Source organism: Mesorhizobium sp. Root695, from assembly GCF_001428185.1.
Taxonomy (GTDB): domain Bacteria; phylum Pseudomonadota; class Alphaproteobacteria; order Rhizobiales; family Rhizobiaceae; genus Mesorhizobium.
In genome coordinates, this window is the sequence record NZ_LMHO01000046.1 from 187206 (window position 1) to 211684 (window position 24479).

Consider the following 24479-nt stretch of genomic DNA (forward strand, 5'->3'; position numbering starts at 1 on the left):
ATGTGGCTGGACACTGATGATCCCTTTGCCATCGGACGGCTCGGTATCGATCGCTGGACGATCGCCGCGGCTTGATGTCGAGGCCGTCGAAGCGGTCGTCACCTTGCCGACCTTCAAGCGGCCCGAGCAGGTGCTGGAAACACTGGCGTCGCTGCGCGCGCAGCAAACCGGCAGGCGCTTTGCCGTCATCGTCATGGAAAACGAAGCCGAGGCGCGTGCCGGCTCCAAGGCGGCACTGCCGCTGTTCGAGCGCGGCGAGATGTCAGGTCTGGTTATCATCGCGCAGGAGCGCGGCAATTGCAGCGCCTACAATGCCGGCTGGCAGACAGCGATCCTGCAATTCCCGAACTTCAGGCATCTGCTGGTCATCGACGATGACGAGATCGCCGATCCGCAGTGGCTGGAACGGATGTGCAAGGCGGCGGAGACACTCGGCGCCGATATCGTCGGCGGCCCGCAGGTGCCCGTGTTTGCCGATCCCGCCCATGCGCGATGGGCCGAGCATCCGGTGTTCGCGCCTCCCTACCGGGAAACAGGGCGCGTGCCCGCGCTCTATTCGTCCGGCAATCTTCTGGTCGGGCGTAACGTGCTGGTCGCCATGGGTCCGCCCTTTCTCGATCTGAAATTCAACTTCATGGGCGGCGGCGATTCCGATTTCCTGAGCCGGGCGGCGCAGCGCGGCTTCGTGCTTGGCTGGTGCGCTGAAGCGCAAGTGCAAGAAACCGTTCCGGCCCGGCGTGTCGAAGCCGACTGGATCCGTGCCCGCAGCCTGCGCAACGGCGTCATCTCGACACTGGTCGAAAAGAAGAAACGCGCCGGCACCCCACTGGCCAACGCCAAGGTGTTGCTGAAGAGCCTGGCGCTGCTTACCGCCTCGCCATTTCGCGGCCTGATGCGGCTGGCGCGAACCGGATCACCGGCAATCGCCATCTATCCCGTCCATGTGGCGCTGGGCCGCGTGCTGGCCGAATTCGGATATGCCAATGAGCAATACCGCCAGCCTGAGAAAAACTGAGCGCGCCCCGCTCGGCGCCGCGTTCACGCGCGAAGGCGTGGCCACTGCCATTGCCGCGCTGCTGTTCACCGTCATTATGGTGTCGTTCCGGCCGTTCCAGCCGGCCGGCGCCGAGCTCACCGGTCAAGGCGGCGACATCGTCAATCAGCTTGGCTTCAGTTCGCTTGGAGCCATGTCGATCTTCTCGCTGATGGCCTTTGCCGATCCGCGCGTGGTGCGCTCGCTGCTCAGCCCGTCCTGGATGCTGATGCTGGGCTTCTTCTTCCTGTCGGTGATCCTGGCGACCGATCCGCCTTCGGCGATGCGCGCCGCCTCCTTCACCCTGATCGGCATCCTGACGATGGCGACGATCCTGGTGCTGCCGCGCGACGCCGAGGCCTTCTCAAAAGTCATCATCTTCACCGCCGTCGTGGTCATGGGCCTTTCCTATCTCGGCCTCATCGTCTTTCCGCACGAGGCGATGCACACCGCCGACTCACAGGAGCCCGAACATGCCGGCCTGTGGCGCGGCGTGTTCACCCACAAGAACATCGCCGGCCCGATCATGGCCTGCCTCAGCTTCTCAGGCCTGTACCTCTACCGGCGCGGGCAGCGGTACTGGGGCGCCGGGATCTTCTTCGCGGCGATGATCTTCATGCTGCACACCGGCTCAAAGACAACGGCCGGCCTGGTGCCGTTCTCGATCCTGATTGTGATGTTCCCCAGCCTGATAGGCATGCGGCTCGGCACGCCGATCCTGTTTGCCCTGGCGATCATCGCCACGGCGGTCGGCACGCTGGGCATCGTCTTCCTGCCGCCGATAAAACATCTGGCGGCGATCTATTTCCCCGACATGACCTATACCGGCCGCACGACGCTGTGGGAGTTCGCCGGCAGCATGCTGGCGAAGAAGCCATGGATCGGCTACGGCTATGAGAGCTTCTGGGGCACCCCGCTCTTGCTCAACCAGGACCAGCCCTTCGACCGGCCGTGGGACATCAGAACCATCGTACACGGTCATGACGGCTATCTCGACATCGCCGTACTGATGGGTATTCCGGCACTGTGCGTGGCGGTCTATACTTTCCTCATCGCGCCGTTGCGCGACTACATGCGCATTCCGCTGCGCAGGGAGAACATCTTTCTCGGCGACTTCTTCATGATGGTAGTGCTGTTCACGGCGCTGAACGCTTTCCTCGAAAGCTTCTTCTTCCATCGCGGCGACCCGGTCTGGCTGTTCTTCGTGCTCGGCGTGCTTGGCCTCAGGCAAGTCTCGCTGCGGCCGATGGCAGTGCGTGATCCCGATCGCGGTGCACGATCTTCCCGTTCGTCCTGACGGGGTCTTCCCTAGGGAAGCGCCAGCGTCTATGTGAAGGCCTTCCTTCGGAGGGCTTTCGATGACGATCAGGCTTGTTCTCGCCGGCTGCGGCAATATGGGTTACGCCATGCTCTCGGGCTGGCTGAAATCCGGCAAGCTTGCGCCGTCCGCGGTTTTCGTGGTCGAGCCCAATGCCGATCTGCGCAATCGCGCCGCAGCGTTGGGCTGCGGCACATCAGCCGATGCCGGCGCTATTCCAGCCGATGCCGTGCCCGATCTCGTCGTCATCGCCGTGAAGCCGCAGGTGATCCGCGACGTCACCGCCGCCTACAAGCGCTTCGCCGACGGCCGCACCACCTTCGTCAGCATCGCCGCCGGCACGCCTGCCGCCACCTTCGAGGAGATCCTGGGCAATCGCGCACCGATCGTGCGCTGCATGCCCAACACGCCGGCAGCAATCGGCAAGGGCATGATGGTGGTGTTTTGCAACAGGCTGGTCTCCGACGACACCAAGCGTTTCGTCGCCAACCTCCTGTCGGCGAGTGGCGAGGTGGCCACCATCAACGACGAGGGCCTGATGGACGCGGTGACCGCTGTATCGGGATCGGGACCAGCCTACATCTTCCATTTCATCGAGGCGCTGACCGTGGCCGCCGAGAAGGCCGGGCTGCCGATGGCAACCGCCAAGCTGCTCGCCATGCAGACTGTCTACGGCGCTGCCTCGCTCGCCGCCGAAAGCGGCGAGGAGCCAGGCGTGCTGCGCCAGCAGGTGACCAGCCCCAAGGGCACGACGGCAGCGGCGCTGGCCGTGCTGATGGGTGAGGACCGGCTGACCAATCTGCTGACCGAAGCGGTGGAGGCAGCGCGGCTGCGGTCTGTCGAACTGGGGAAGTGAAACCTCAGTCCGCCCCGTAAAGCATCTCGTCCTGCAGCCGCCGCAGGGCGAACAGCCTCGTCGACTGGTCGGGCGACGCATTGTCGGCGGTCAGCAATTCGCCTTTCCTGACCGGTTTCAGCACCTTGCCGCCCTCGAGCAGGCCGACCGGCACGGCGCGCTGGGCACGGGCTTCGCCGACAGTCATGGTCCAGGAACGATAGCAGGTCTCGCCAATCGCATCGAAGGTCTCGCCGGCGGCAAGGTCGCGCTTGGCGACGGCGCACACTTCGGCGACCGGCCTTGGCAACGGCACCATGTCGGGCTTGCCGAAAAGCACGATGCGGGCTGCGGTCAGCGGCACTTCCAGCGAGGTCAAATGATAGGGCCGGAACAGGCTGTAGTAAGGGCCGTGGCCGATATGCAGATCGTCCATGCGCTCGATGATGCGCGGATGCGTCGCCTCGACAATGACGAAGACGCCGGGCGCGACGCCCTTGCCTACCGTGTAGTCGACGACGCCTTTCTTCAGCAACAGACCGCCATCCTCACGCGGGATGAGTACCTTGGCGAGATCGTCGCGGTCGGCCTTGGGGCCGTGCATGCCGGGCACATCGGGCACCAGCCCGGTGGCGTTGGCAATGGCGCACATCTCGACCATGGTCTTGGAGCCGTCGACGAACTCGACCAGCATGCGCGGGTTCATGTTGCGGCGGATCGCTTCCTCGCGATAGTCGTCGGGCACGGCATCGTGGTTGAGCGGATTGTTCTTGCCCTTGCCGGCCGAGACGATGGTCAGCCCGAGCGCCGACGCAAACTCGATCAGTTCCATGCAGCTCGACGGCTCATCGCCCGCACCGACCGAATAGACGACGCCAAGTCGGTCGGCCTGCTGTTTGAGATAGCAACCGATGGTGACGTCGGCCTCGACGTTCATCATCACCAGATGCTTGCCGTGCTCCATCGCCGACAGGCAAAAATCGGCGGCGACACCCGGCTTGCCGGTGGCGTCGATGACGACGTCGATCAACGGATTGGTGACCAGCATCTCGTTGGAGGTGATGGCGATCTTGCCGCTCTCGATGGCGCCGGTGACTTTCGACGCGGTGTCGGCTTCGACCGCCATGGCTTCATCGCCATAGGCGATGCGGATGGCCTCGCGCGCGGTGTGCGGGCGGCGTGTCGAGACGGCGCAGACCGAAATGCCCGGCATCAGCATGCCTTGCGTGACCAGATCGGTGCCCATCTCGCCCGAGCCAATGACGCCGATGCGCACAGGGCGGCCCTCGGCGGCACGCCTGGCGAGATCGCGGGCAAGGCCGGTCAGGGCGACATTGGTCATGCAGGAAGTCCACAGCTTCGTGATTTGTGGTCGGATAGCAGGGAACGGGTTCCATTTGCCAACGAAACCGTTGGCGACCGGCATTTTCCAGCGAAATCGCCCGAAAAAGGGACATTCGTCCCGGGTGATTGGCACAAAGGGTTGCCAATTGACATTGTCGTGAACAGCCCCAATAAAACATTCGTTCGTCAACAAAGGCAAATGTTCATCGACAGATAGGAGAGCATGCGCCTCGCGGCGGACTGGGGAGTGTCTTTGCGCCGTGGCGCCAAAGGCTCGATGGAGCAACATTGCGAGGCGTCGAGCGAAGGCTCGGGGGCTCCAGGGGAGGAATAATGGATACTGTTCTCGCGGGACTCAAAGGGGCCATCGACACGCTCGGCCCGACGATCCTGCTACCGATCGTCATTTTCATCATCGCCGTGGTTCTGGGCGCCAAGGTCAGCAAGGCTTTTCGCGCCGCCGTCACCATCGGCGTCGCCTTCATCGGCATCAATCTCGTGCTTGGCCTCATGTTCACGTCGATCGGAGACGTTGCCAAGGCCATCGTCACCAACACTGGCATCCATCGCGACATCATCGATGTCGGCTGGCCTTCGGCTGCGGCGATCGCCTTCGGCTCATCGGTCGGCCTTTGGGTCATTCCGGTCGGCATCCTCGTCAACATCGTGCTGTTGCTGACACGCATGACGCGCACGCTCAATGTCGACGTCTGGAATTTCTGGCACTTCGCCTTTGTCGGCTCGCTGGTCGTCGCCGCGACAGACAATCTGGCCTATGGCATCGCGGTCGCAGCACTTGTCGCCGCGCTGTCGCTGCTCTTCGCCGACTGGTCGGCACGCGCGGTGCAGCAATTCTACGGCGTGCCCGGCATTTCCGTGCCGCACCTCGCCTCGGCGCAGATCCTGCCGATCGCCATTGTGCTCAACTGGATCATGGACCGCATTCCCGGGATCAATCGCATCAACATCAACACCGATACGATCGAACGCAGGTTCGGCGTGTTCGGAGAACCTGTCGTGATGGGCCTGATCATCGGCCTCGTGCTCGGCGCGATCGCCTTCTACAATGCGGGTGATCTCAGCGTGGTGCTGGCAAAGGTTCTGGGCACCGGCATGACGCTGGCCGCGGTCATGCTACTGCTGCCGCGCATGGTCAAGATCCTGATGGAAGGGCTGATCCCGGTTTCCGACGCCGCTCAGGCGTTCGTACGCAAGCGCACCGGCGACCGCGAGCTGCTCGTCGGCCTCGATTCGGCGATCCTGATCGGCCATCCGGCCGCGATCTCGTCGTCGCTGATCCTGGTGCCGATCGCGATCATCCTGTCCATCATCCTGCCAGGCAACCGCGTCATCCTGTTCGCCGACCTGGCGGTCATTCCCTTCATTGTCGCCATGACCGCGCCGTTGGTCAAAGGCAACGTGTTCCGCATGGTGGTGATCGGCACGGTGACGCTGGCCATCGGCTTCTACGTCGCCAACGCGCTGGCGCCGCTGTTCACTAGCGCCGCAGTCGCATCGGGCTTCAAGCTGCCGGCGGACGCGCTGCAGATCACCTCGGTGGTCGACGGCTTCCTGTGGGTGCCCTACGTGATCATCGAGGCCATGGGACTTGGTCTTGTCGGCATCATCGTGATGGCGGTGGTCGTCGCCGCGCTGTTCGTTCTCTACCGCCGTAATCCGCTCGGCTGGGAAAGGGCGGCTGGCGCCGAGGACGAGCCGGCCGAAGAGACGGTCTGAACCTGATAGCGCCTTGCGTTTGAACCGATCGTGCGCCCTTCACGGGCGCACGATTTCATCGACGGAGCAAAGAAATGGCTGACGGCCTCATGCAGCTTCTGGATCCCGAAGCGATCGTGCTCGGATCCGATGCATCGAGCAATGAGGAGATCATCCGCATCCTGGCGGGCCGGCTCGAGATGCTTGGCTATGTCAAAAGCTCCTATGCCGACGCGGTCGTGCGCCGCGAATTGACCATCCCGACCGGATTGCCGCTGGAGCGCCCCGACAACGTCGCGGTACCGCACACCGATCCGGAGCATGTGCTGAAGCCGGGCATCGCAATGGGCACGCTGAAGCAACCGGTGACCTTCGCCAACATGGAAGACCCCGACGAGATGCTGCCGGTCGGCTTCGTCTTCCTGCTTGCCATCAATGACAAGGACAAGCAGATTGAGGCGCTGCAGGCCGTCATGGCCATCATCCAGAACCCGCAAGCCTTGGACGGCTTGAGGTCGGCCAGAACCCTCGATGACGTGCGAGCCGTACTCGGCTGAAACAAGGAGAAGCAGAGATGTCCAGACAGAAAACCATTCTCTTTGCCTGCGGCACGGGCATCGCCACCTCGACCGCGGTCAACGTCGCCGTCACCGAGGAAATGAAGAAACGCGGCCTTACCTTCAATGCCCAGCAGGCAAAGGCCACCGAAGTGCCGGGACTGGCCGACAATGTCGACTTCATCGTCGCCACCACGCCGATCTCGGCTTCGGTGACCAAGCCGGTGATCAAGGGCCTCGCCTTCCTCACCGGCATCGGCAAGGACAAGATCCTCGACGAGATCGAGGCGCAGCTGCGCAAGTGACGGTCACGCAGCGACACGGAGACTGACGCGATCCGGCGCGACCCCACTGGCGCGGCTTCAGACCACCCTGACGTAGGTCGTCATTCCCGATTTCTGATGCTCGATAATGTGGCAATGCAGCAGCCAGTCGCCGGGATTGTCGGCGACGAAGCCGAGCTGAACCTTCTCGTTGGGCTGGATGAGATAGGTGTCGGAGATGACAGGCTGAACCTGGCGCGTCGAGGATGACAGCACCTTGAAGCTCATGCCGTGCAGATGCATCGGATGGGATTGCGGCGTCAGGTTCTCCATATCGATGACATAGCTCCTGCCGAGCCTCAGTTCGGCCAGCGGCGCGGTCGGATCCGGCGTATCGCCGGGCCACGGTACCTTGTTGATTGCCCAGAAACTGTAGCCAAGCGAACCGCAGATGCCATCGCTCGGGACGTTTTCCGCCGTAGCGCTGAGCGCCAGGGAAATATGTTGGGCGCTGGTGAAATCCACCTCCGCCACCGGATTGACCTCCAGCGGAGCAAGATCACGAATGTCCCGCTTGAGGGAGTCTCCTGTCGCGAGCAGGGTCGCCAGGATTTTTGGCTTCGTGCCCCTGACGTCTCTCAGGCTGACGATCGCGCCCTCGTCGTCGGGCATGCGGATGGCCAGCTCCATGCGCTGACCGGGTCCAAGCAGCAAGGCATCGGGGGAAAAACGCTGCGGCACCGGATTGCCGTCCAGCGCGATGACTGACGCTTCGGCGCCATCGACGCGAAAGGCATAGATCCGGGTGACATCGGTGATGGCGACCCTGAGCCGCACCAGCCCTCCGGCCGGCGCGTCATACTGCGGCTGATCTAGCCAGTTGGCGGTGCGCACCGCGCCGTAAGTGCCGGTTCTTGCGGCATCGCGCGGCCGGAACTGGTCGATGAACTGGCCATCGTCGCCGAGGCGCCAGTCGCGCAGGTTGATGACAATTTCGGCGTCGAATTTCGGATCGTTCGGGTTTTCAACCACGATCACGCCGGTCAGGCCGTGACCCATCTGCTCCAGCGTGTTGCAATGCGGGTGATACCAGAAGGTGCCGGCGTCGGGTGGCGTGAAGGCGTAATCGAAATGATCGCCGGTGTAGACGTAGGGCTGGACCAGAAACGGGACGCCGTCCATCCTGTTTGGAACACGAATGCCATGCCAGTGGATCGTCGTCGGATCATCGATCGCGTTGACAAGGCGCGCGGTGAAAGGCGCGCCTTTTTTCATTCTGAGCACGGGCGGCATTCCGGCGTTACCATAGGTCAGCACATCCTTGGTCTGGCCGACATCCATCAGCTTCGCCTGGATCTTTGCCGTCTGCAAAACCACCGGCTCAGCTGTGGCAGCGGCCCAGCCGCCAAGCCGACCCATGGCCGAAAGCCCGATCCCGCCGGCACCGGCAACCGCGGCCGTTTTCAAAAACCCGCGGCGTGTGAGTACGGTCATTTGGCGCTCCAACTGCAAGGACGGCAGCCTTGGGTTTATCGCAGCCCTGGATCGTAAGCGAGAAGCCTGTGCAAGACCGACCTCCGCCACCGGCCCGCCGACAGGCGCGGACGGACAATCGACCGCAAGACGCATCGCCGTCGGAGAGGAGCGTGACTATTTCGACCGCACCCCATAGGCGGCAAGGAACGCTTCAACCGAGGCATCGGCATGCCGCTCAAGGTCGGCCTTCGAGCGCGGGTTGCTTCCGGTGAACATGGCTTCGTTCATGGGGATCCAGAGAAGCATTCCGAAGAGATGGCTGGCCGCCAAACGGGGATCGCTGGTCTGCAACAGGCCTCGACTGGTAAGCTTTTCAAAGCATGACGCCACCGAGGCAAGCATGCGCTCAAAACCTTTTTCATACCAACTGCGGCCAAGCTGCGGCATTCGATCCGCGTTGGCGATAATCAGACGCCGCAGCTTCAGCAAATCGTCGTCCATCAGCGTCGTTGTCATGCGTCGGGCAAGCTGCTGCAGACCGCCCTCCATGAATTTCGCCTCGGAAAGCAGCATCGTTACGGACTCGACAACATCGTTGGTCTGGCTGGCGGTGGACTCGACGACTTCGCTGAAAAGCGTCTCCTTGTCCGTGAAATGCTTGTAGACGGTCTGCTTGGAAGCGCCTGCCTTGGTGGCGATCTCTTCCATGCTGGTTCCATCATAACCCTTGGCGATGAACGCGGCCGTGGCCGCTTCGATGATTTCACGATCCTTGCGAGCCGATCTGGTCTCACCATTATTTTCCATAGCGCCTCTCAACCAGTACTAGACGGTACCGTTCCCGCATGGTAGCTACGCTTACAGTACTAGACTGGCTAGTACTCGTCAACGAAAGCAAGGCTTGAACCGATGACCAAGATGATCTTCCTCAATCTGCCGGTGCGCGATCTGCAGGCGGCGACCAATTTCTATCTCGCGATCGGCGGCACGCTGAACCCGCAGTTCTCGAGCGACCAGGCCAGCTCGATCATGTTCTCCGACTCCATTGGGGTCATGTTGCTTACGCACAAGCATTACAGCCAGTTCACAGCGCGGGAGATCGGCGACCCCAAACGGGACAGCCAGATGCTGATAGCGCTCACCACCGACAGCAAGGACGAGGTCAATGCCATAATCGAGAAGGGCGTGGCGGCAGGCGGTCGCGCCGATCCCAACCCGGTGCAGGATCTCGGTTTCATGTTCAACCGCCACATCGAAGATCCGGACGGCAACGTCTGGGAGCTGCTGTGGATGAACCCATCCGCCATGCAATAGCCCACCGGAATCGAAGCGGGCCAGGATGACAATGGAGAAGCGATTGGCATTTGCCTGTCGCTTCTCCAACGGACGCGCCGGCATCAGCTATTCCGCCGCCTCGGCATAATGTGCCGGCACGTAGTTGAGGATGGGGCCAAGCCAGCGCTCGACCTCGGCCAATGGCATCGCCTTGCGGCGTGCATAATCCTCGACCTGGTCGCGTTCGACCTTGGCGACGCCGAAATAGTAGCTTTCGGGATGCGCCAGATAGATTCCCGATACCGAAGAGCCCGGCCACATCGCATAGCTCTCGGTCAGGCTAACCCCGGCATTGCCTTCGCCGTCGAGCAGTCGGAACAGCGTCGCCTTCTCGGTATGGTCGGGCTGTGCCGGATAGCCGGGTGCCGGGCGGATGCCGCGATAGGGTTCGCCGATCAGTTCGTTTGGTGCCAGATTCTCGTCGGGAGTGTAGGCCCAAAACTCCCTGCGCACCTTCTCGTGCATGCGCTCCGCAAAGGCTTCGGCGAAGCGGTCGGCCAGCGCCTTGACCATGATCGACGAATAGTCGTCGTTGGCGCGCTCGAAACGCTCGGCGATCGCCACCTCCTCGATGCCGGCGGTGACGATGAAGCCGCCGATATAATCGGGCTTGCCGCTGTCCGTCGGCGCGACGAAATCCGACAGTGCGACATTGGCCTTGCCGTCGCGCTTGGTCAGTTGCTGGCGCAGGGTGAAGAACGTCGCCAGTTCCTGCGAGCGTGCCTCGTCCGTGAACAGCCTGACGTCGTCGCCGACGGCATTGGCCGGCCAGAAGCCGATGACGCCGCGCGGCGCGAACCATTTTTCGGCAATAATCTTCTTCAGCATCGCCTGCGCATCCTCGAACAGCTGGCGGGCGGCGGCGCCTTGCGCCTCGTCCTCCAGTATCTTCGGATAACGGCCCTTCAGCTCCCAGGTCTGGAAGAACGGCGTCCAATCGATATAGCGCGCGAGTTCCGTGAGATCCCAGTTCTCGAACACCTTCACACCGGTGAAGGACGGCTTCGGCGGCTCATAGGCCGGCCAGTCGATGCGGTGCGCGTTGGCCCGCGCCTTGGCCAGCGGCAGCCGCTGCTTGTCGGCTTCGGAGCGGGCATGCGCGTCGGCGACCTTCTTGTATTCGGCGCGCACCGTGTCGACATAGCCGCCCTTGGTCTCGTTCGACAACAAGGACGAAACCACGCCCACCGCCCTGCTGGCGTCTGTGACATAGACCGTTTGGCCCTTGGTGTAGCGCGGGTGGATTTTCACCGCCGTGTGCACGCGGCTCGTCGTCGCGCCGCCGATCAGCAATGGAATGTCGAAACCTTCGCGCTCCATCTCCGCGGCCATGTGCGCCATCTCGTCGAGCGACGGCGTGATCAGGCCTGACAGGCCGATGATGTCGACATTTTGCTCGCGTGCCGTCTGCAGGATCTTTGCCGCCGGCACCATGACGCCGAGATCGATGATCTCGTAATTGTTGCAGGCGAGCACAACGCCGACGATGTTCTTGCCGATGTCGTGGACATCGCCCTTCACCGTCGCCATCAGGATCTTGCCCGCTGTCTGGCGTTCGCCATTGTCGATGCCATTAGCGGCGTTGGCCAGCTTCTCGGCTTCCATATGAGGCAGCAATCCTGCGACGGCTTGTTTCATCACCCGCGCGGACTTCACCACTTGCGGCAGGAACATCTTGCCCGCGCCGAACAGGTCGCCGACGACGTTCATGCCGGCCATCAGCGGGCCTTCAATGACATGCAGCGGGCGCTCGGCGGCCAGCCGCGCTTCCTCGGTGTCGGCGTCGATGAACTCGGTGATGCCGTTGACCAGCGCGTGGCTGATGCGCTGTTCGACCGTCCATTCGCGCCAGGCGAGATCGCGCTCCTTGGCTTCCTGGCCCGCCGTGCCCTTGAAGCGTTCGGCGATCTCCAGCATGCGTTCGGTGGCGGTGCCGCCGGCCCTGGGCACGCGGTTGAGCACGACATCCTCGCAGGCCTCGCGTAGCGCCGGCTCGATCGTGTCGTAGACGGCGAGCTGACCGGCATTGACGATGCCCATGTCCATGCCGCGCTGGATGGCATGGTAGAGGAACACGGCATGCATGGCCTCGCGCACCGGCTCGTTGCCGCGGAACGAGAAGGACAGGTTCGACACGCCACCGGAAATGTGGACATGCGGCAGCGTCCCGGTGATCTCGCCCGTGGCCTCGATGAAGTCGACGCCGTAATTGTCGTGCTCCTCGATGCCCGTGGCGACCGCGAAGACATTAGGGTCGAAGACAATGTCCTCGGGCGGGAAGCCGGCCTGTTCGATCAGGAGCTTGTAGGCGCGGGTGCAGATCTCGACCTTGCGCGCCTTGGTGTCGGCCTGGCCGTCTTCGTCGAAGGCCATGACGACCACCGCCGCGCCATAGGCCCGCACCAGCCTGGCATGATGCAGGAACGCAGCCTCGCCTTCCTTCATCGAGATGGAGTTGACCAGCGACTTGCCCTGCACGCATTTCAGGCCGGCCTCGATGATCTCCCATTTCGAACTGTCGACCATGACGGGAACGCGAGCGATGTCCGGCTCGGCGGCGATCAGGTTCAGGTATTCGACCATCGCTTTCTTCGAATCGATCAGCCCCTCATCCATGTTGATGTCGACGATCTGGGCGCCATTGGCGACCTGGTCGCGCGCCACGTCGAGCGCGGCGACATAGTCGCCCGCCGTGATCAGTTTTCTGAACTTTGCCGACCCGGTGACGTTGGTGCGCTCGCCGATATTGACGAACGGAATCTCGTCGGTGATCGTGAATGGCTCCAGCCCGGACAGGCGCATCCTGGGTTCGATGTCCGGAATGGCGCGCGGGGGATACTTCCGCACCGCTTCGGCAATGGCGCGGATATGTTCCGGCGTCGAGCCGCAGCAGCCGCCAACGATATTGACCAGCCCTTCCCTTGCAAACTCCTCGATCTGCGCGGCCATGAAGTCCGGGCTCTCGTCATAGCTGCCGAATTCGTTGGGCAGTCCGGCATTCGGATAGGCGCAGGTGAAGGTGTTGGCAACGCCCGAAATCTCCGCCAGGTGCGCACGCATGGCATTGGCGCCTAGCGCGCAGTTGAGGCCGATGGTGAAGGGGCTGGCATGGCGCACCGAATGCCAGAAGGCCGTCGGCGTCTGGCCGGACAGCGTGCGGCCGGACAGGTCGGTGATGGTACCGGAGATCATCACCGGCAGGCGCACACCCTTCTCGATGAAGATCTCTTCCGCAGCGAAGATCGCCGCCTTCGCGTTCAGCGTGTCGAAGATGGTCTCGATCAGGATGACGTCGGCGCCGCCATCGATCAATCCGCGCAGCTGTTCGCCATAGGCGAGGCGCAGATCGTCGAAGGTCACCGCGCGGTAGCCGGGATTGTTCACATCCGGCGACATCGAGGCGGTGCGGTTGGTCGGCCCCAGCGCGCCGGCGACGAACCGACGCTTGCCGTCCTGCTGCTCGGCCCGAATAGCGGCGCGCCGCACCAGCCGCGCGCCATCGCGGTTCAGCGCATAGACGGCACCTTCCATGCCGTAGTCGGCCTGGGCGATCGAGGTCGAGGAGAAGGTGTTGGTTTCCAAGATGTCGGCGCCTGAGATGGCGTACTGATAGTGGATCTCCTCGATGGCCTCGGGCTGGGTCAGGATCAGAAGGTCGTTGTTGCCCTGCTGGTGGCAGGCGCAGCCGGCGAAGGCCTCGCCGCGAAACTGGTCCTCCTCGAAGCCGAGGCCCTGGATCTGCGTGCCCATGGCGCCGTCGAGGATAAGGATGCGTTCGCGCGCCGCTGCCCTCAGCGCCGCAAGCACTTCCGATCCGTCGGACTTTGCCGCGACGGGGCCGAACAAAGCGTCCAGCGATGCAGAGTTCTGCGACATTTTTTATCCCTTTGGCGACAAGTTTTCTCATCTCACATAAGGATATCTTTATGTCAATATACGATAGGCGATCATCATTGTCACCCGTCGTTGCAAGTGCCTGGCTCCAGAGGGGCAATCGCTCGGTCAATGCAACTCGGCCAACAAGGCTATCCCGCGTAAAGGCGATACCCGGAACAGAATTGATCTTCTTCTGCACGGCCTCGCGCAGGATCGGCACCGCTTGCTCGAAACGGGTAACGTCGTTTCGGCCCGCCAGCGAGCGTTAAAGTTGCCGACCTCGTTCTGCAGGCTGGCCCAACGGTCGGGATCGCGGTCGCGACCGACCTCGTCGGCGAGCGCCCGGATAGGTCAAATCTCGGCCACAGCCAGCCTATTTGAAGCTGGCGATGGGCAAGAACTTCACCGCGGAGCCGGTGAAGCGGCGGTGATCGGACGTCTGTCCTCGCGGCTGGAATCCGTCGAGATAGACGTGCTCCGGCGCCCTGCGGATGAAATAGGCGGCAACAAGCCGCGCGGTCGCGGACCCCGTTCCATCGGCAATGCCGCGACCTCTCTGGAGCGGTCTGCTGGTGACCGCAGGCGCTTCAGCACCGGCGCGTGGCTGGACACGGTCGGCCTTCGGGCTGGTCCTGACCCGATCTTCGCGTTCCGATGCATGGGGGGCAAGCCGCTGGCCGGTCAGCCTGTCAAGGCCGTCATCGGCGTGGTTCAGGGCCAGCAAGGCACCGATTGCGTCGCCGGATTTGGCTGCTTCCGGTTGGCGCGTCGGGCTTGTCTGGCTTTCCGGCCGCCATGTCGGCAAGGGGATGTTGAGCGCCACCATGTCCGCCGCGACGCTCGCGAGAACGGCATCCCCGCCCAAAGGAATGTCGGCACCGGTTGCTGCCGGCTTGGCCACCGCCAGTTCGGCCCGCGCCATGGACGCACCGGCGATTGCGGACCGTGCGGTTTCCGGTGTCGGAACACGCGCCGCAAGTTCGGCGCGAGGGGCGAAGGCGGGCAGCGGCACCGAGCCCGGTGCCATGGCCATGACGATCGCTTCAGGCGTCTTCCCCGTCTGCCCAGATGGCGGTTCCTCCCCTGGATAGCTGGCAGCCATCTGGATGTCCGCCCGCTGGGCATCCTGCGGCTGCACGATGGCGATACCCTGTCCGACCGGCCTGGGTTCAACAGACCTGGCCGGTTTGCGCGGCGCCGACACCGCTTCCGCGACATCATCCGACTCGTCTCCGCCACCCAAAAGCGTCGCCAGTAGGCCACGCGCCTGTCTGCGTTGGCCGCCATCAACGCTTGCCAGCTCGATGTTGGGCGTGCCGGCGCCCTTGCGCGATTTGTAGGCGGCAAACGCCTGCTCGTAGCCGGGCAGCGGTCTGCCGTCGCTTGGCACATGCAGTGTGTTGCCGTTCGGAAATACCCTGGCTAGTTCCTGGCGGCTGATGCCCGGCCAATGCCGCACATTGCCGACATCCATGTGTATGAAAGGCGAACCGGAGGTAGGGTAATAGCCTACGCCGCCGCCCTGCATCTTGAGGCCGATATCGCGCAGCTTCTTCAGCGGCACATCCGGCAGGAAGAAATCCATCGCGCGGCCTACCATGTGTTGACTCTCTCGAGCTACGCCCTTCGAGCGGCTGCGCAGCATTGCGTTCGTCGCCGGCGAACGATAGGCGCTGACCACATGGATATAGGCTCTTGATCCACTGGCGCGATAGGCCTGCCAGACAAGATCGAGCAGGCGCGGATCCATCTTCGTCGGTTCGTTGCGACGCCAGTCGCGCAGCATGAGATTGATCTTCTTCAATCCCGCCGGATCGTAGCGCCCATTGCGCTTGAAGACGATTTCGGCCTTCTCGCCCGTATGGAGATGTTGAATCTTCAAAGCGCGCGTCTCCGCCAACGCGCTGCTGACGCAGAGGCAAAGGAACGCCACCATGATGGCCGGCAGCAATGTCCAACGATGGGAAGCGCCGGGCGTGTTTTGCTCGTTTTCAATCACGTTCATGCCTTGCAAATTGTTTTGTTTTCAGGCGATTTGACGTCGGCGTCGAGATGAAGAGCTCGTCTTCGGCGTCCTCGACCTGACAAGGCATGGACTTGACCGGCGCAGACGGGCATCCATCCCACAACGCGCCTGTCGAAGAACATCATCTTGGTTAATGAATCGTGTCGGTGCCGAGAATGCGATTCGACCGGTGGGTGCCTGTAACAACTCTTGGAGCCAAGGCTCCCCGCTGCAGCTAGGTCAGTGAGGTTTTCCAATCCTAGTCCCGGACAGCATCGGCAAACGCATCAATGGCTGGCGAGTGTGAGCGCCCTGCGACAGTAACCAACGACACTTGCGGATGATTTCGGGATCGACCACAGGCTGGTGGCACCCCCATTCCCGCCGCGACTATCGCCAGAATCCAATCCTCGCGCTCACTACGATGTGCACTTTCGATCTCTATGCCGAGGCTTCAAAGCTCGTCGATGTGATCGCTGTATTCGCAGTTGATGCGGTCGAGGTAGGGCTGCTCGTGGACATCGGAAAGATGGAGCGTGTTGCGCAGTTCAAATGGATGGCCTGTCGAAAAAGCGAGGCCAAAACGCTCGGTATAAACCGGTGTCAGGGCCGGTCGTCGCGGAGATGAGGTGACCAGGTCCTGTTCGCTAGAAACTCCGAAGCGGAAGATTTTAGAAAAGCAATTACTAATATAATGACGTGACAGCGCCAGTATCCGCGTCGCGTATGGGAGGATGCCACGACGGATGGTGGAATGAACGTCACGAAATTTGAATCCAAGTCTCACAACAAGCCGGGTGAGGTTCGCTCGCCCAACAAGACACGCGTCGAAGTGGTGCGGCTTCCCGGTTTCACGCTCGGACGGCTCAACATGGAGCCAGGATGGAAATGGTCGGAGTGCGTGAAGCCCGTCGTCAAGACCGACAGCTGTCAGGTGTCGCATGTCGGTTACGTTGTATCCGGAGCGATCACCATCAGATTGGATGACGGCACCCAGAAAACCTTCGAACAAGGCACATCCTATACAATTCTGCCCGGCCACGACGCCTGGGTGGAAGGCAACGAACGCATTGTGTGTATCGAAGTCACGAGCGCCGAGCAGCATGCCAAACCAGCGTAGGACAGAACGCAGAACTGCTGGCTGGCGGGGTTTGCGTCGGGCGACGGGCTGCTGTCGCGCCATCAAATTATTTGACGCGGAACACTATGTAACCGCACCTCCGCCCGTTCCGCGGGCAACGAGACGGTTCAAGGCCCGCAGCGAGAACCGGCAACGGCACTGAACTAGGTCTCCGCCTCTCCTATTCGGTGCCGGCGAGCCACCGCACCATGTTCGCCATCAACTTGCCGTAGAGCGGCCATTCGAGGAAATCCTGCGACAGCCAATGCGGACCGATGTCGGTCGTCCAGGCGACCGTGCGGCCGCGACCGTGGTTGCAAACGGCAAGGAGTGGCCAGTCCGTGCCGCGGTGATGGCAGGTTGCCAAAAGACGGGATGAGCCATCATGCCTGAATTCCAGCTTGTTCATGCCGAGGATCGGAGGCAACGGCCCCTCGATGCCGGAAAAGATTGGGTGGGATGTTTGCAGGATGGAGGCTTGAAGACCTTGCGGCACCTCCATGCCGTCGCAATACGGCAGGCAACGGACAGGCAGCACATCTTCGACCGGGGTGTCGTAGAATCGCGCTGTTCCGAACATGCCCTGAAAGCCCATATAGCCGCCGGCCAGCATCAACCCACCGCCACCTTCGACATAGATCTTGAGCAGATCGAGGCGGTTGACACCGACACGGCCGGCCCGGGCTTCCGGCGTCACCAGCAAGGTCAGCGCGCCGACATCGGAAATCACCACCGCCTGATATTGGGCGAGCGCATCCAGATCAGAGGGAAACTCGGCGGCGCACCGATCACCGCCGATCTGTGTCACCGCGACGCCCTCGGCGGCGAGGGCGGCATTGAAGGTCGTTGCACCATTGGTGGAGGTCGCGCTTGTGAGCACATCGCCACCTATGGCGACCGAAGTCGTCGCCGCGAAGGTTTCGCCTGCAAGCAGCACTTTCATAGTCGCCCCACATTGTCCGATAGATCGAGTTGAGAGGGCGCCAGCTGGAATCGGCGCCCCCGGGGGTTCGATAACCGCCGTATCAGAACTTGAACTCAGCCAGATTTTCGGGGGTCACGATTTTCGCTGGTCCAAGGATCAATTCGCCGCCGGCCCCAATCGTGTATTCGCCGAGCCTGCCTGCCTTGAACTTGTCACCCTCCTTGCCGGTGATCTTGCACTGCGCAAGCGCCTGGGCAGTTTGATAGGTAAGATAGCCAAGATCGGTGACGTTCCACCAGATATCCTGAGCAGCGCCGTCCTTGATGTATTTCGAGATCAAAGTGGCCGGGGCCAGGCCGGTGAGTTTGACCTTGCCGATCATGCCCGCCTCCTCAAGTGCACGAGCGGCCGCAGGAAGGCCAATGCCTGCTGGAACGATGATCACCTTGAGATTCGGAAACGCTTGCACCAGCGCCAGTGCCTGCTGCTGGTTGATCTGTTCGCTTTCTTCGCCATAGGCGACCTGCACGAGCTTCATTTTGGAAAACTTCGGCTCGGCCGCCATTTTCGCCTTCATGAAGTCGATCCAGGCGTTTTGGTTGGTCGCCGTGGGCGTCGACGACAGGATCGCGAATTCGCCTTCACCGCCGCTAAGATTGAATGCACTTTCCAGCATCATTTCGGCGAGACTGTCGCCCTTCACTTGATTCACGAATACCGCGCGGGCGTCGGCCGCCACATCGGAGTCATACGAAATGACGCGGACGCCCTGCTGGACGGCACGCTTCAGCGCAGGCGCAACGGCATTGGCGTCGTTGCCGGCAATTGCGATGACCCCGACCTTCTGCGACACGAGACTATTGATGAATTCAATCTGCGCCTCTGCCGTCGCTTGCGATGGGGCGACCTGGGTAGCTGTGCCGCCAATTTCCTTCGCCGCCTCTTCGGCCCCTCCAAAGGCCACCTTGAAGTAGGGATCGGTGTCGAGCTTGGGCAGGAAGCCGACCGTTACCGGCTCCTTGGCGCATTCCTGGCTTAGAGCCAGCGAGGTCGGGGCGAGCAGAACCGCGGATGCGAGCAGGGCTAATCTAAACGCTTTCATTGTGACTCCTCCATCAAAAATTCGGGCTTGAAGAAAGGGGCCCGAGATCACCCCTTGTTTTCGCGCAAGACGCGCGATCTTGAGAGCCGCTCCTGTGCTGAGCGCCAGTAATTGCCGACCAGCAGCGAGCCGATCAAAAGCAGCCCGATGATCATGCCCTGCGCGTCGCCGCCGATCTGGTTGAGCGCCAGAACGTTGCGGATCACGGCAATCAGAACCAGGGCCAGCATCACGCCGGTCAGGCGACCCTTGCCGCCAAAGACGCTGACACCGCCGAGCAACACGATGGTGATGACGTCAAGTTCCATGCCAAGTGCGTTGTTGGCGCGGGCGTTGGAAAGGCGCGCGGTATAGACGACACCGGCGACGGCCGCGACGATACCGGAGACGACGAACAGGTTCAACACCATGCGGCGCGTATCGATGCCGGAATAGCGCGCTACTTCTGGACTGCCGCCGAGCGCGTAGATGCGCTTGCCGGTCGGCGTCTTCTGCAGGATGACGGCAAACACCGGCGCCAGCACCAGGAATGGCACGATAGTCCACGGTATCTGCGTGCCCGGCAGGTTGTTGATGCCGAAATCGACGACCGCAGGCGGCAGGATGTTGACCGAACCGGTGCCGAGCAGGATGTAGCCAATACCGCGATAGAGCGCCATGGTGCCGAGCGTCACCACCAGCGACTGCAGTCCCAAGCCCGAGACCAGATAACCGTTGAAGGCGCCGAGCAGCCCGCCGGCGACGAGCGTTAGCGGGATTGCTGCCAGCGTCGGCACGCCGGCTTGAACGAGCAGGCCAAAGACCACGGATGCCAGCGCCAACACCGAGGCGATCGACAGGTCGATCTCGCGGGTGATGATGAGGAGCGTCATCGGCAGGATCAGCAACGCCTTTTCCGAGGCGCTTGCGGCCAGTTGGGAGAGATTGAAGCCAGAAACGAAATTCGGCACGAAGATCGCCGCATAGAGGAAGATGGCGAGACAGGAGACTGCCAGCAGCAGGTCCCAGAAGTCGATCGAGCGCAGGAACTTTCTCATCTCGCCCTCGCCAGTCTCGCCTGCTCGGCGCGCCGCACAATGAAGGTGTCGATGCCGATGGCTACCAGGATCACCAGGCCGTAGACACCCTGCAGCCACAGTGGATCGACGCGCACCAGTGTCAGCCCGTTCTTGATGACCAGCAAAGTGAGCGCACCGAGGATGATACCGAGCAGCGTGCCCGAACCGCCGCGGATGGCGACGCCGCCGACCACCGCCGAGGCGATCACTGTGAGTTCGAAGCCGAGCGCGACACGCGCATCGATGGTGGCGTAGCGCGATGCCCACAGAGCGCCGCACAGGCCGCCGAGCAGGCCGGCCATGCCGAAGGCCAGAAGGATGCGGCGGTCGACGGGGATGCCGATGAGACGCGCGCCGTCCGGGTTGGAACCGGTGGCGAACAGTTCGCGCCCAATGGCCGTGCGGTAGAGCAGCACGTAGCCGGCGCACAGGATGACAATGGCGATAACGACGATCAGCGGCACGCCGGCGATCTTCAGGCCCGTCATGTCGAGCCAGGCCTGCGTGACCTCGTCGGCGCTGATCTGGTCGCCCGCCGCCCAGATCGAGTTGAAGCCGCGAAAGATCGACATCGAGGCCAACGTAACGACGATGGCCGGTATCCTTCCCCTGGTAACGACAAGGCCGTTGGCCAGACCGGCGATACAGCCGACCGCGCATGCAGTCGCCAGGCCGATGCCGATGTCGAGTCCCGGATAGGCCTGAACCATGCTGGCCGCCATGTAGGCTGAAAGACCGATCACCGCGGCGATCGAAAGATCGATATTGCGGGTGATCAGCACCAGCATCTGTGCGAGTGCTGCAACAACCAGCAAGGCAGCATCCATCGACACGGCAGTCAGGTTTGCCGCGCTCACCATGCGCGGGTTGATGATGGTGACCGGAATGGCGACCGCCAGCATCGCGGCCAGCAAACCGAACTCACGCCGCTTTAGGAAATCGAACGGTCCCTTTTTCTTTTCGTTGAAGGCGGCACGCTCCGCCTGCGCCGCCGGATCGATGGGCTCATCGGTTTTCGTCGCCGCTTCCAGCACCTTTTCCTGGGTGGCTTCGCCCCTGGCGAATTCGGCCATCCGATGACCTTCGCGCAGAACGACTATGCGATCGCACATGCCGATGAGTTCGGGCATCTCGGAAGAGATCAGGATGATCGCCATGCCCTGGGCTGCAAGGTTGGCGATCATCGCGTGCACTTCCGCCTTGGTGCCGACATCGATGCCTTGCGTCGGCTCATCGAGGATGAGGACGCGCGGTTCGGTACGCAGCCATTTGGCCAGCACCACCTTCTGCTGATTGCCGCCGGAAAGTTCCTTGACCGGCTGACCGTAGCCGGAGAAGCGCAGCTTCATGCGCTTCAGCCAGTCCGCAACCAGGTCGATGGCGCGGTCCGTGCTGTAGAGGCCGGAGGGCGCCGCCTTGTCGAGAACCGGCAGCACGGCATTGTCGAGGATGGAGAAATCCATCACCAGGCTCTGGCCCATTCGGTCTTCCGAAACATAGGCGATGCGAGCATCCATAGCGTCACGTGCGGATGCGAAGCGCACGGCTTCTCCATCGATCAGCATTTCGCCGCCATCGGGCTGGTCGATACCGAACAGCACGCGCGCGATCTCTGTCCGCCCGCTGCCAACCAAGCCGCCCAGCCCGAGCACCTCCCCGGCATGCAGCTTAAAGTCGACGTCGGAGAAGCCGCCGGCGCGCGAAAGCCCCCTCGCCTCCAGCACCAGCGCGCCGGTGGCGTGGTCACGTTCCGGATAGAGGTCGGTCACCTCGCGGCCGACCATCATGCTGATTGCGGCCGCGCGGCCGAGCTCGGCCTTCGGCTTGACGCCGATGAGACGGCCGTCGCGCAGCACCGCAATGCGGTCGGCGATACGGAAGATCTCGTCCATGCGGTGACCGACGAACATCATCGCCACGCCGTGCAGCCTGAGATCGGCGACGACGGTGAACAGCCGTTCGACCTCGCGCTGCGACAGCGCCGCCGTGGGCTCGTCCATGATCAGCACACGCGCGTCGAGCGACAGGGCGCGGGCGATTTCCACCAATTGCTGCTCAGAGGTCCGCAGCGCGCCTAACCGCGTTGCCGACCGCACGTTGAGGCCGACCGTTGCCAACACCTTGCGGGCGCCGGCAAGCATTGCGGCATTGTCGATGCCGCCGAAGCGGTCACGCGGCATGTGCCCGAGATAGATGTTTTCCGCGACCGAAAGATCCGGAAACAGGCCGGGATGCTGGTGCATGACCGCGATGCCGGCGGTCTGGGCGTCGTGCGGCGAATGGAACGTCACAGGCTTGCCGTCGACTTCGACATGGCCACCGGTGGGAGAATGAACGCCGGCCAGCAGCTTCACACAGGTGCTCTTGCCGGCGCCGTTTTCGCCAAGCAGAGCCAGCACCTCGCCTGGGCGCAATTCGAAAGTCGCGTCTCTGAGCGCAATCGTGCCGCCAAAGGCCTTCGTTGCCTGAACCAGGGCAACCGGAACGGCCACTCCCCGGCCCGCCGTGGCGTCGGCGTCGCTATATGCGCCTAACTGCAACACCTTCCTCCCGGCATTGTTATTTTTTCAATTTGCTATATTAAATGGCTTGAAGCCGCAATAGGAAAATTGACTTAGACGGCTCCGACGCGCACTGTTGCATCTCCCACAGGCGTCGTCCATCGTGACTCGACCGGAGTGGTTTCAGGGCCGCGCGTGCTGGGCTGAGCGGTAACAAACAAATCTGGAGGCTCCGCTTTGTCGGGAAAAGGCAGCAATTCCGTCAAGGTTCGGCACTATAATGAGCGTTTTGTGCTCGATGCCATCCGCCGCCTGAAGGAGGCATCCAAGTCTGACTTGGCACGCGCCGCAAACCTGACGCCGGCTGCAGTTGCCACCATAGTTGATGGACTGGAGGCATCCGGATTTGTAAAGCAAGTGGGAAAAAGATTTGGACAACGCGGATCGCCGTCCACACTTTACAGGTTGACGGCAGAACGAATTTACAGCGTCGGCATCAAGATCGGTCGGCGCGCGCTGGAAGCCGTGCTCGTTGACTTCGCAGGCGAGGTCCGCGCCCGCGACTCACACGAATACCGCTTTCCGGATCCGGATCTGGTGCTCAAAGCCGGGAACATGTCACTGGCCAATTTCGAAAAACTGGTTGCCGGACTTGGCGACGCCAGCATCGTCGGGGTCGGTATCGCTTCGCCTTATTTCCTCGGTGGCTGGAGCGAGGAACTCGGCTTTCCTGGTGACCTTGGCAACCGCTGGGACGCGATCGATCTGACGAAATTCTTCGCCACGAGGCCGAAGACTCCAGTTTTCGTGGAGAACGACGCGTCTTCAGCGGCGCTTGCCGAACTTATCCAGGGCGCTGGTTCCCGATTCCGCGACTTCATGCACATCTCGATCGACACTTTCGTCGGCGGTGGGCTGGTGCAGGGCGGCAAGGTTCATACCGGGCCACACGGCAACAGCGCCGCGCTCGGCCCTTTGCCGGTTTCGCCATCAAGCCTCGATTCGGTGGCGGCCAATCCTGCGCGTTATCAAAGCCTGCTGCATCGTGCTTCCATTTATGTGCTGGTCAATCACCTCAAGTCGCGCGGCATCGTCATCAATCGCGTGCGGGAACTGGACCCATTGCCGGCGGGTGCCCGCGAACCGCTGTTCGAATGGATCGACGATTGCGCCAACGCGCTGGTCGAGGCGATCATCGCCATCACCTCCGTCATCGACATCGAGGCGATCGTTCTCGACAGTATTCTGCCGCGACCGATTCATGTCGAACTCCTGGCAAGGGTGCAGACCCAGTTCTACAGGATCAGCGCTATTGGCATCGTGGCGCCGGAAATCGTGTCGGGACAATTCGGCCCCGAGGCTTCGCCGATCGGCGCTGCCATGTTGCCATTCTCGGCGCTTCTCGCCCCCGACAGCGGCGTGCTGATGATCGGCAAGGACAGAACAATGTTGCTGGGCAGTCTTTCGATGCTTGCCAGCCAAAGCCAACCACCAACAAGCACAGCGACTTCAAAGAGATCGACTGGTGCTGCGAGAGAGGATTGAACTCTCGACCTCTCCCTTACCAAGGGAGTGCTCTACCACTGAGCTACCGCAGCCGCTGATGGCGGGGCTTCTGCCATATCGAACCGGCAAGCGCAAGGCCAAGCGCAACGCTTCTGTGAAAGCCTTTGCCGGATAGCTTTTAATGACATGGCGGCGCCACAATGTTGGCTATGCCTCATTGGGAGGTTGGCAGGGTCACCGGCCGGGACGGGACGATGGACGACAAGACAATTCCAGTGAAAAAGGGCGGTACTAACCGCAAGGATCGGCTCGCCGAGCAATTGCGCGCCAATCTGCAGAAGCGCAAGGCGCAGTCGCGCTCGCGGCGCAGTGGTGACGCCGACAAGCGGCGCGCCGGGGAGGCCGACCAGCGGCCGGACGGGCTCGCTGCATCGAAGGAAATACAAAAAGATTAACTCAAATCGGCCACTCTTGGCCCGGGGTGGGCGAAATCCTATTTCTTGAACCAA

General features: G+C 62.2%; 20 protein-coding genes and 1 tRNA gene. 11 read left to right on the forward strand and 10 right to left on the reverse strand.

Annotation, left to right across the window (positions count from 1 at the left end; genetic code table 11):
* The first annotated feature begins 16 nt into the window (after positions 1 to 16).
* The 3 genes from ASD99_RS31215 (at position 17) to proC (ending at position 3207) form a co-directional block, all read left to right on the forward strand.
* Complete coding sequence (locus ASD99_RS31215) at positions 17 to 1015, forward strand: glycosyltransferase family 2 protein (protein ID WP_057145988.1); 999 nt, start codon at positions 17 to 19, stop codon at positions 1013 to 1015.
* Positions 984 to 2330: an O-antigen ligase family protein gene (locus tag ASD99_RS31220; RefSeq protein ID WP_056583349.1), complete on the forward strand. Its 1347-nt coding sequence runs from the start codon at positions 984 to 986 to the stop codon at positions 2328 to 2330. The genes ASD99_RS31215 and ASD99_RS31220 overlap by 32 nt, the downstream gene beginning before the upstream one ends.
* Before the next feature lie 61 nt (positions 2331 to 2391).
* On the forward strand, positions 2392 to 3207 hold the full coding sequence (gene proC, locus ASD99_RS31225; RefSeq protein WP_057145989.1) for a pyrroline-5-carboxylate reductase: 816 nt from the start codon (positions 2392 to 2394) through the stop codon (positions 3205 to 3207).
* 4 nt (positions 3208 to 3211) lie between these two features.
* On the opposite strand, the gene ASD99_RS31230 is transcribed toward proC, so the two are convergent.
* A complete protein-coding gene (locus tag ASD99_RS31230) occupies positions 3212 to 4528 on the reverse strand; it encodes an NAD(P)H-dependent oxidoreductase (RefSeq protein ID WP_056583420.1) in 1317 nt (438 codons plus the stop codon).
* Between the two features lie 335 nt (positions 4529 to 4863).
* On the opposite strand from ASD99_RS31230, the gene ASD99_RS31235 reads away from it, so the two are divergent.
* The 3 genes from ASD99_RS31235 (at position 4864) to ASD99_RS31245 (ending at position 7108) form a co-directional block, all read left to right on the forward strand.
* Positions 4864 to 6267, forward strand: coding sequence for a PTS galactitol transporter subunit IIC (locus tag ASD99_RS31235; RefSeq protein WP_056583356.1), 1404 nt, complete (start codon positions 4864 to 4866; stop codon positions 6265 to 6267).
* A gap of 74 nt (positions 6268 to 6341) precedes the next feature.
* On the forward strand, positions 6342 to 6803 hold the full coding sequence (locus ASD99_RS31240) for a PTS sugar transporter subunit IIA (protein ID WP_056583358.1): 462 nt from the start codon (positions 6342 to 6344) through the stop codon (positions 6801 to 6803).
* Between the two features lie 17 nt (positions 6804 to 6820).
* Positions 6821 to 7108, forward strand: coding sequence for a PTS sugar transporter subunit IIB (locus ASD99_RS31245; RefSeq protein ID WP_056583361.1), 288 nt, complete (start codon positions 6821 to 6823; stop codon positions 7106 to 7108).
* 57 nt (positions 7109 to 7165) lie between these two features.
* Here the strand turns inward: ASD99_RS31245 and ASD99_RS31250 are convergent, their stop codons facing one another.
* Positions 7166 to 8560 (reverse strand): multicopper oxidase family protein, encoded by a 1395-nt coding sequence (locus ASD99_RS31250; RefSeq protein ID WP_057145990.1) that lies wholly within the window; start codon positions 8558 to 8560, stop codon positions 7166 to 7168.
* A 156-nt stretch (positions 8561 to 8716) separates the two neighbouring features.
* Complete coding sequence (locus ASD99_RS31255) at positions 8717 to 9349, reverse strand: TetR/AcrR family transcriptional regulator (protein WP_056583366.1); 633 nt, start codon at positions 9347 to 9349, stop codon at positions 8717 to 8719.
* 102 nt (positions 9350 to 9451) lie between these two features.
* Between ASD99_RS31255 and ASD99_RS31260 the strand changes: the two genes are divergently transcribed.
* Positions 9452 to 9856, forward strand: a complete 405-nt coding sequence (locus ASD99_RS31260; protein ID WP_056583368.1) for a VOC family protein — start codon at positions 9452 to 9454, stop codon at positions 9854 to 9856.
* An 87-nt stretch (positions 9857 to 9943) separates the two neighbouring features.
* On the opposite strand, the gene metH is transcribed toward ASD99_RS31260, so the two are convergent.
* Both metH and ASD99_RS31270 read right to left on the reverse strand, forming a co-directional pair.
* Positions 9944 to 13753 carry a methionine synthase gene (metH, locus tag ASD99_RS31265; protein WP_057145991.1) on the reverse strand — a complete coding sequence of 1270 codons (3810 nt, stop codon included), beginning with the start codon at positions 13751 to 13753 and terminating at the stop codon, positions 9944 to 9946.
* A 373-nt stretch (positions 13754 to 14126) separates the two neighbouring features.
* A complete protein-coding gene (locus ASD99_RS31270) occupies positions 14127 to 15758 on the reverse strand; it encodes a DUF882 domain-containing protein (RefSeq protein ID WP_057145992.1) in 1632 nt (543 codons plus the stop codon).
* A gap of 340 nt (positions 15759 to 16098) precedes the next feature.
* On the opposite strand from ASD99_RS31270, the gene ASD99_RS31275 reads away from it, so the two are divergent.
* Positions 16099 to 16386, forward strand: coding sequence for a hypothetical protein (locus tag ASD99_RS31275; protein WP_156389123.1), 288 nt, complete (start codon positions 16099 to 16101; stop codon positions 16384 to 16386).
* A gap of 126 nt (positions 16387 to 16512) precedes the next feature.
* Entirely contained in the window at positions 16513 to 16878 is a 366-nt protein-coding gene (locus ASD99_RS31280; RefSeq protein ID WP_057145994.1) for a cupin domain-containing protein, read from the forward strand.
* A 181-nt stretch (positions 16879 to 17059) separates the two neighbouring features.
* Here the strand turns inward: ASD99_RS31280 and ASD99_RS31285 are convergent, their stop codons facing one another.
* The 4 genes from ASD99_RS31285 to ASD99_RS31300 all read right to left on the reverse strand — a co-directional run bounded on the left by ASD99_RS31285 (position 17060) and on the right by ASD99_RS31300 (position 22506).
* A complete protein-coding gene (locus ASD99_RS31285; RefSeq protein ID WP_057145995.1) occupies positions 17060 to 17821 on the reverse strand; it encodes a glutamine amidotransferase in 762 nt (253 codons plus the stop codon).
* 82 nt (positions 17822 to 17903) lie between these two features.
* The gene (locus ASD99_RS31290) at positions 17904 to 18905 is read right to left on the reverse strand and encodes a rhamnose ABC transporter substrate-binding protein (RefSeq protein WP_056583380.1); all 1002 of its coding nucleotides are present in this window, start codon (positions 18903 to 18905) and stop codon (positions 17904 to 17906) included.
* Positions 18906 to 18952: 47 nt separating this feature from the next.
* Positions 18953 to 19942: an ABC transporter permease gene (locus ASD99_RS31295; RefSeq protein ID WP_056583382.1), complete on the reverse strand. Its 990-nt coding sequence runs from the start codon at positions 19940 to 19942 to the stop codon at positions 18953 to 18955.
* Complete coding sequence (locus ASD99_RS31300; RefSeq protein ID WP_413813972.1) at positions 19939 to 22506, reverse strand: ATP-binding cassette domain-containing protein; 2568 nt, start codon at positions 22504 to 22506, stop codon at positions 19939 to 19941. The genes ASD99_RS31295 and ASD99_RS31300 overlap by 4 nt, the downstream gene beginning before the upstream one ends.
* Positions 22507 to 22755: 249 nt before the next feature.
* Here ASD99_RS31300 and ASD99_RS31305 point away from each other — a divergent pair, with 249 nt between their 5' ends.
* Entirely contained in the window at positions 22756 to 24009 is a 1254-nt protein-coding gene (locus ASD99_RS31305; RefSeq protein WP_244482770.1) for an ROK family transcriptional regulator, read from the forward strand.
* Here ASD99_RS31305 and ASD99_RS31310 read toward each other — a convergent pair.
* Positions 23988 to 24062 (reverse strand) — tRNA-Thr (locus ASD99_RS31310). The two genes, ASD99_RS31305 and ASD99_RS31310, sit on opposite strands and share 22 nt — an antisense overlap.
* A 162-nt stretch (positions 24063 to 24224) precedes the next feature.
* Between ASD99_RS31310 and ASD99_RS31315 the strand changes: the two genes are divergently transcribed.
* Positions 24225 to 24425 (forward strand): hypothetical protein, encoded by a 201-nt coding sequence (locus tag ASD99_RS31315; RefSeq protein WP_056583384.1) that lies wholly within the window; start codon positions 24225 to 24227, stop codon positions 24423 to 24425.
* The last annotated feature ends 54 nt before the right edge of the window (positions 24426 to 24479 follow it).

Excerpts from the sequence above, each read along its gene's own strand:
- ASD99_RS31215 (WP_057145988.1), top strand. The coding sequence starts at position 17 with ATGATCCCTTTGCCATCGGACGGCTCGGTATCGATCGCTGGACGATCG.
- ASD99_RS31220 (WP_056583349.1), top strand. The coding sequence starts at position 984 with ATGAGCAATACCGCCAGCCTGAGAAAAACTGAGCGCGCCCCGCTCGGC.
- proC (WP_057145989.1), top strand. The coding sequence starts at position 2,392 with ATGACGATCAGGCTTGTTCTCGCCGGCTGCGGCAATATGGGTTACGCC.
- ASD99_RS31230 (WP_056583420.1), bottom strand. The coding sequence starts at position 4,528 with ATGACCAATGTCGCCCTGACCGGCCTTGCCCGCGATCTCGCCAGGCGT.
- ASD99_RS31235 (WP_056583356.1), top strand. The coding sequence starts at position 4,864 with ATGGATACTGTTCTCGCGGGACTCAAAGGGGCCATCGACACGCTCGGC.
- ASD99_RS31240 (WP_056583358.1), top strand. The coding sequence starts at position 6,342 with ATGGCTGACGGCCTCATGCAGCTTCTGGATCCCGAAGCGATCGTGCTC.
- ASD99_RS31245 (WP_056583361.1), top strand. The coding sequence starts at position 6,821 with ATGTCCAGACAGAAAACCATTCTCTTTGCCTGCGGCACGGGCATCGCC.
- ASD99_RS31250 (WP_057145990.1), bottom strand. The coding sequence starts at position 8,560 with ATGACCGTACTCACACGCCGCGGGTTTTTGAAAACGGCCGCGGTTGCC.
- ASD99_RS31255 (WP_056583366.1), bottom strand. The coding sequence starts at position 9,349 with ATGGAAAATAATGGTGAGACCAGATCGGCTCGCAAGGATCGTGAAATC.
- ASD99_RS31260 (WP_056583368.1), top strand. The coding sequence starts at position 9,452 with ATGACCAAGATGATCTTCCTCAATCTGCCGGTGCGCGATCTGCAGGCG.
- metH (WP_057145991.1), bottom strand. The coding sequence starts at position 13,753 with ATGTCGCAGAACTCTGCATCGCTGGACGCTTTGTTCGGCCCCGTCGCG.
- ASD99_RS31270 (WP_057145992.1), bottom strand. The coding sequence starts at position 15,758 with ATGAACGTGATTGAAAACGAGCAAAACACGCCCGGCGCTTCCCATCGT.
- ASD99_RS31275 (WP_156389123.1), top strand. The coding sequence starts at position 16,099 with ATGATTTCGGGATCGACCACAGGCTGGTGGCACCCCCATTCCCGCCGC.
- ASD99_RS31280 (WP_057145994.1), top strand. The coding sequence starts at position 16,513 with ATGAACGTCACGAAATTTGAATCCAAGTCTCACAACAAGCCGGGTGAG.
- ASD99_RS31285 (WP_057145995.1), bottom strand. The coding sequence starts at position 17,821 with ATGAAAGTGCTGCTTGCAGGCGAAACCTTCGCGGCGACGACTTCGGTC.
- ASD99_RS31290 (WP_056583380.1), bottom strand. The coding sequence starts at position 18,905 with ATGAAAGCGTTTAGATTAGCCCTGCTCGCATCCGCGGTTCTGCTCGCC.
- ASD99_RS31295 (WP_056583382.1), bottom strand. The coding sequence starts at position 19,942 with ATGAGAAAGTTCCTGCGCTCGATCGACTTCTGGGACCTGCTGCTGGCA.
- ASD99_RS31315 (WP_056583384.1), top strand. The coding sequence starts at position 24,225 with ATGGACGACAAGACAATTCCAGTGAAAAAGGGCGGTACTAACCGCAAG.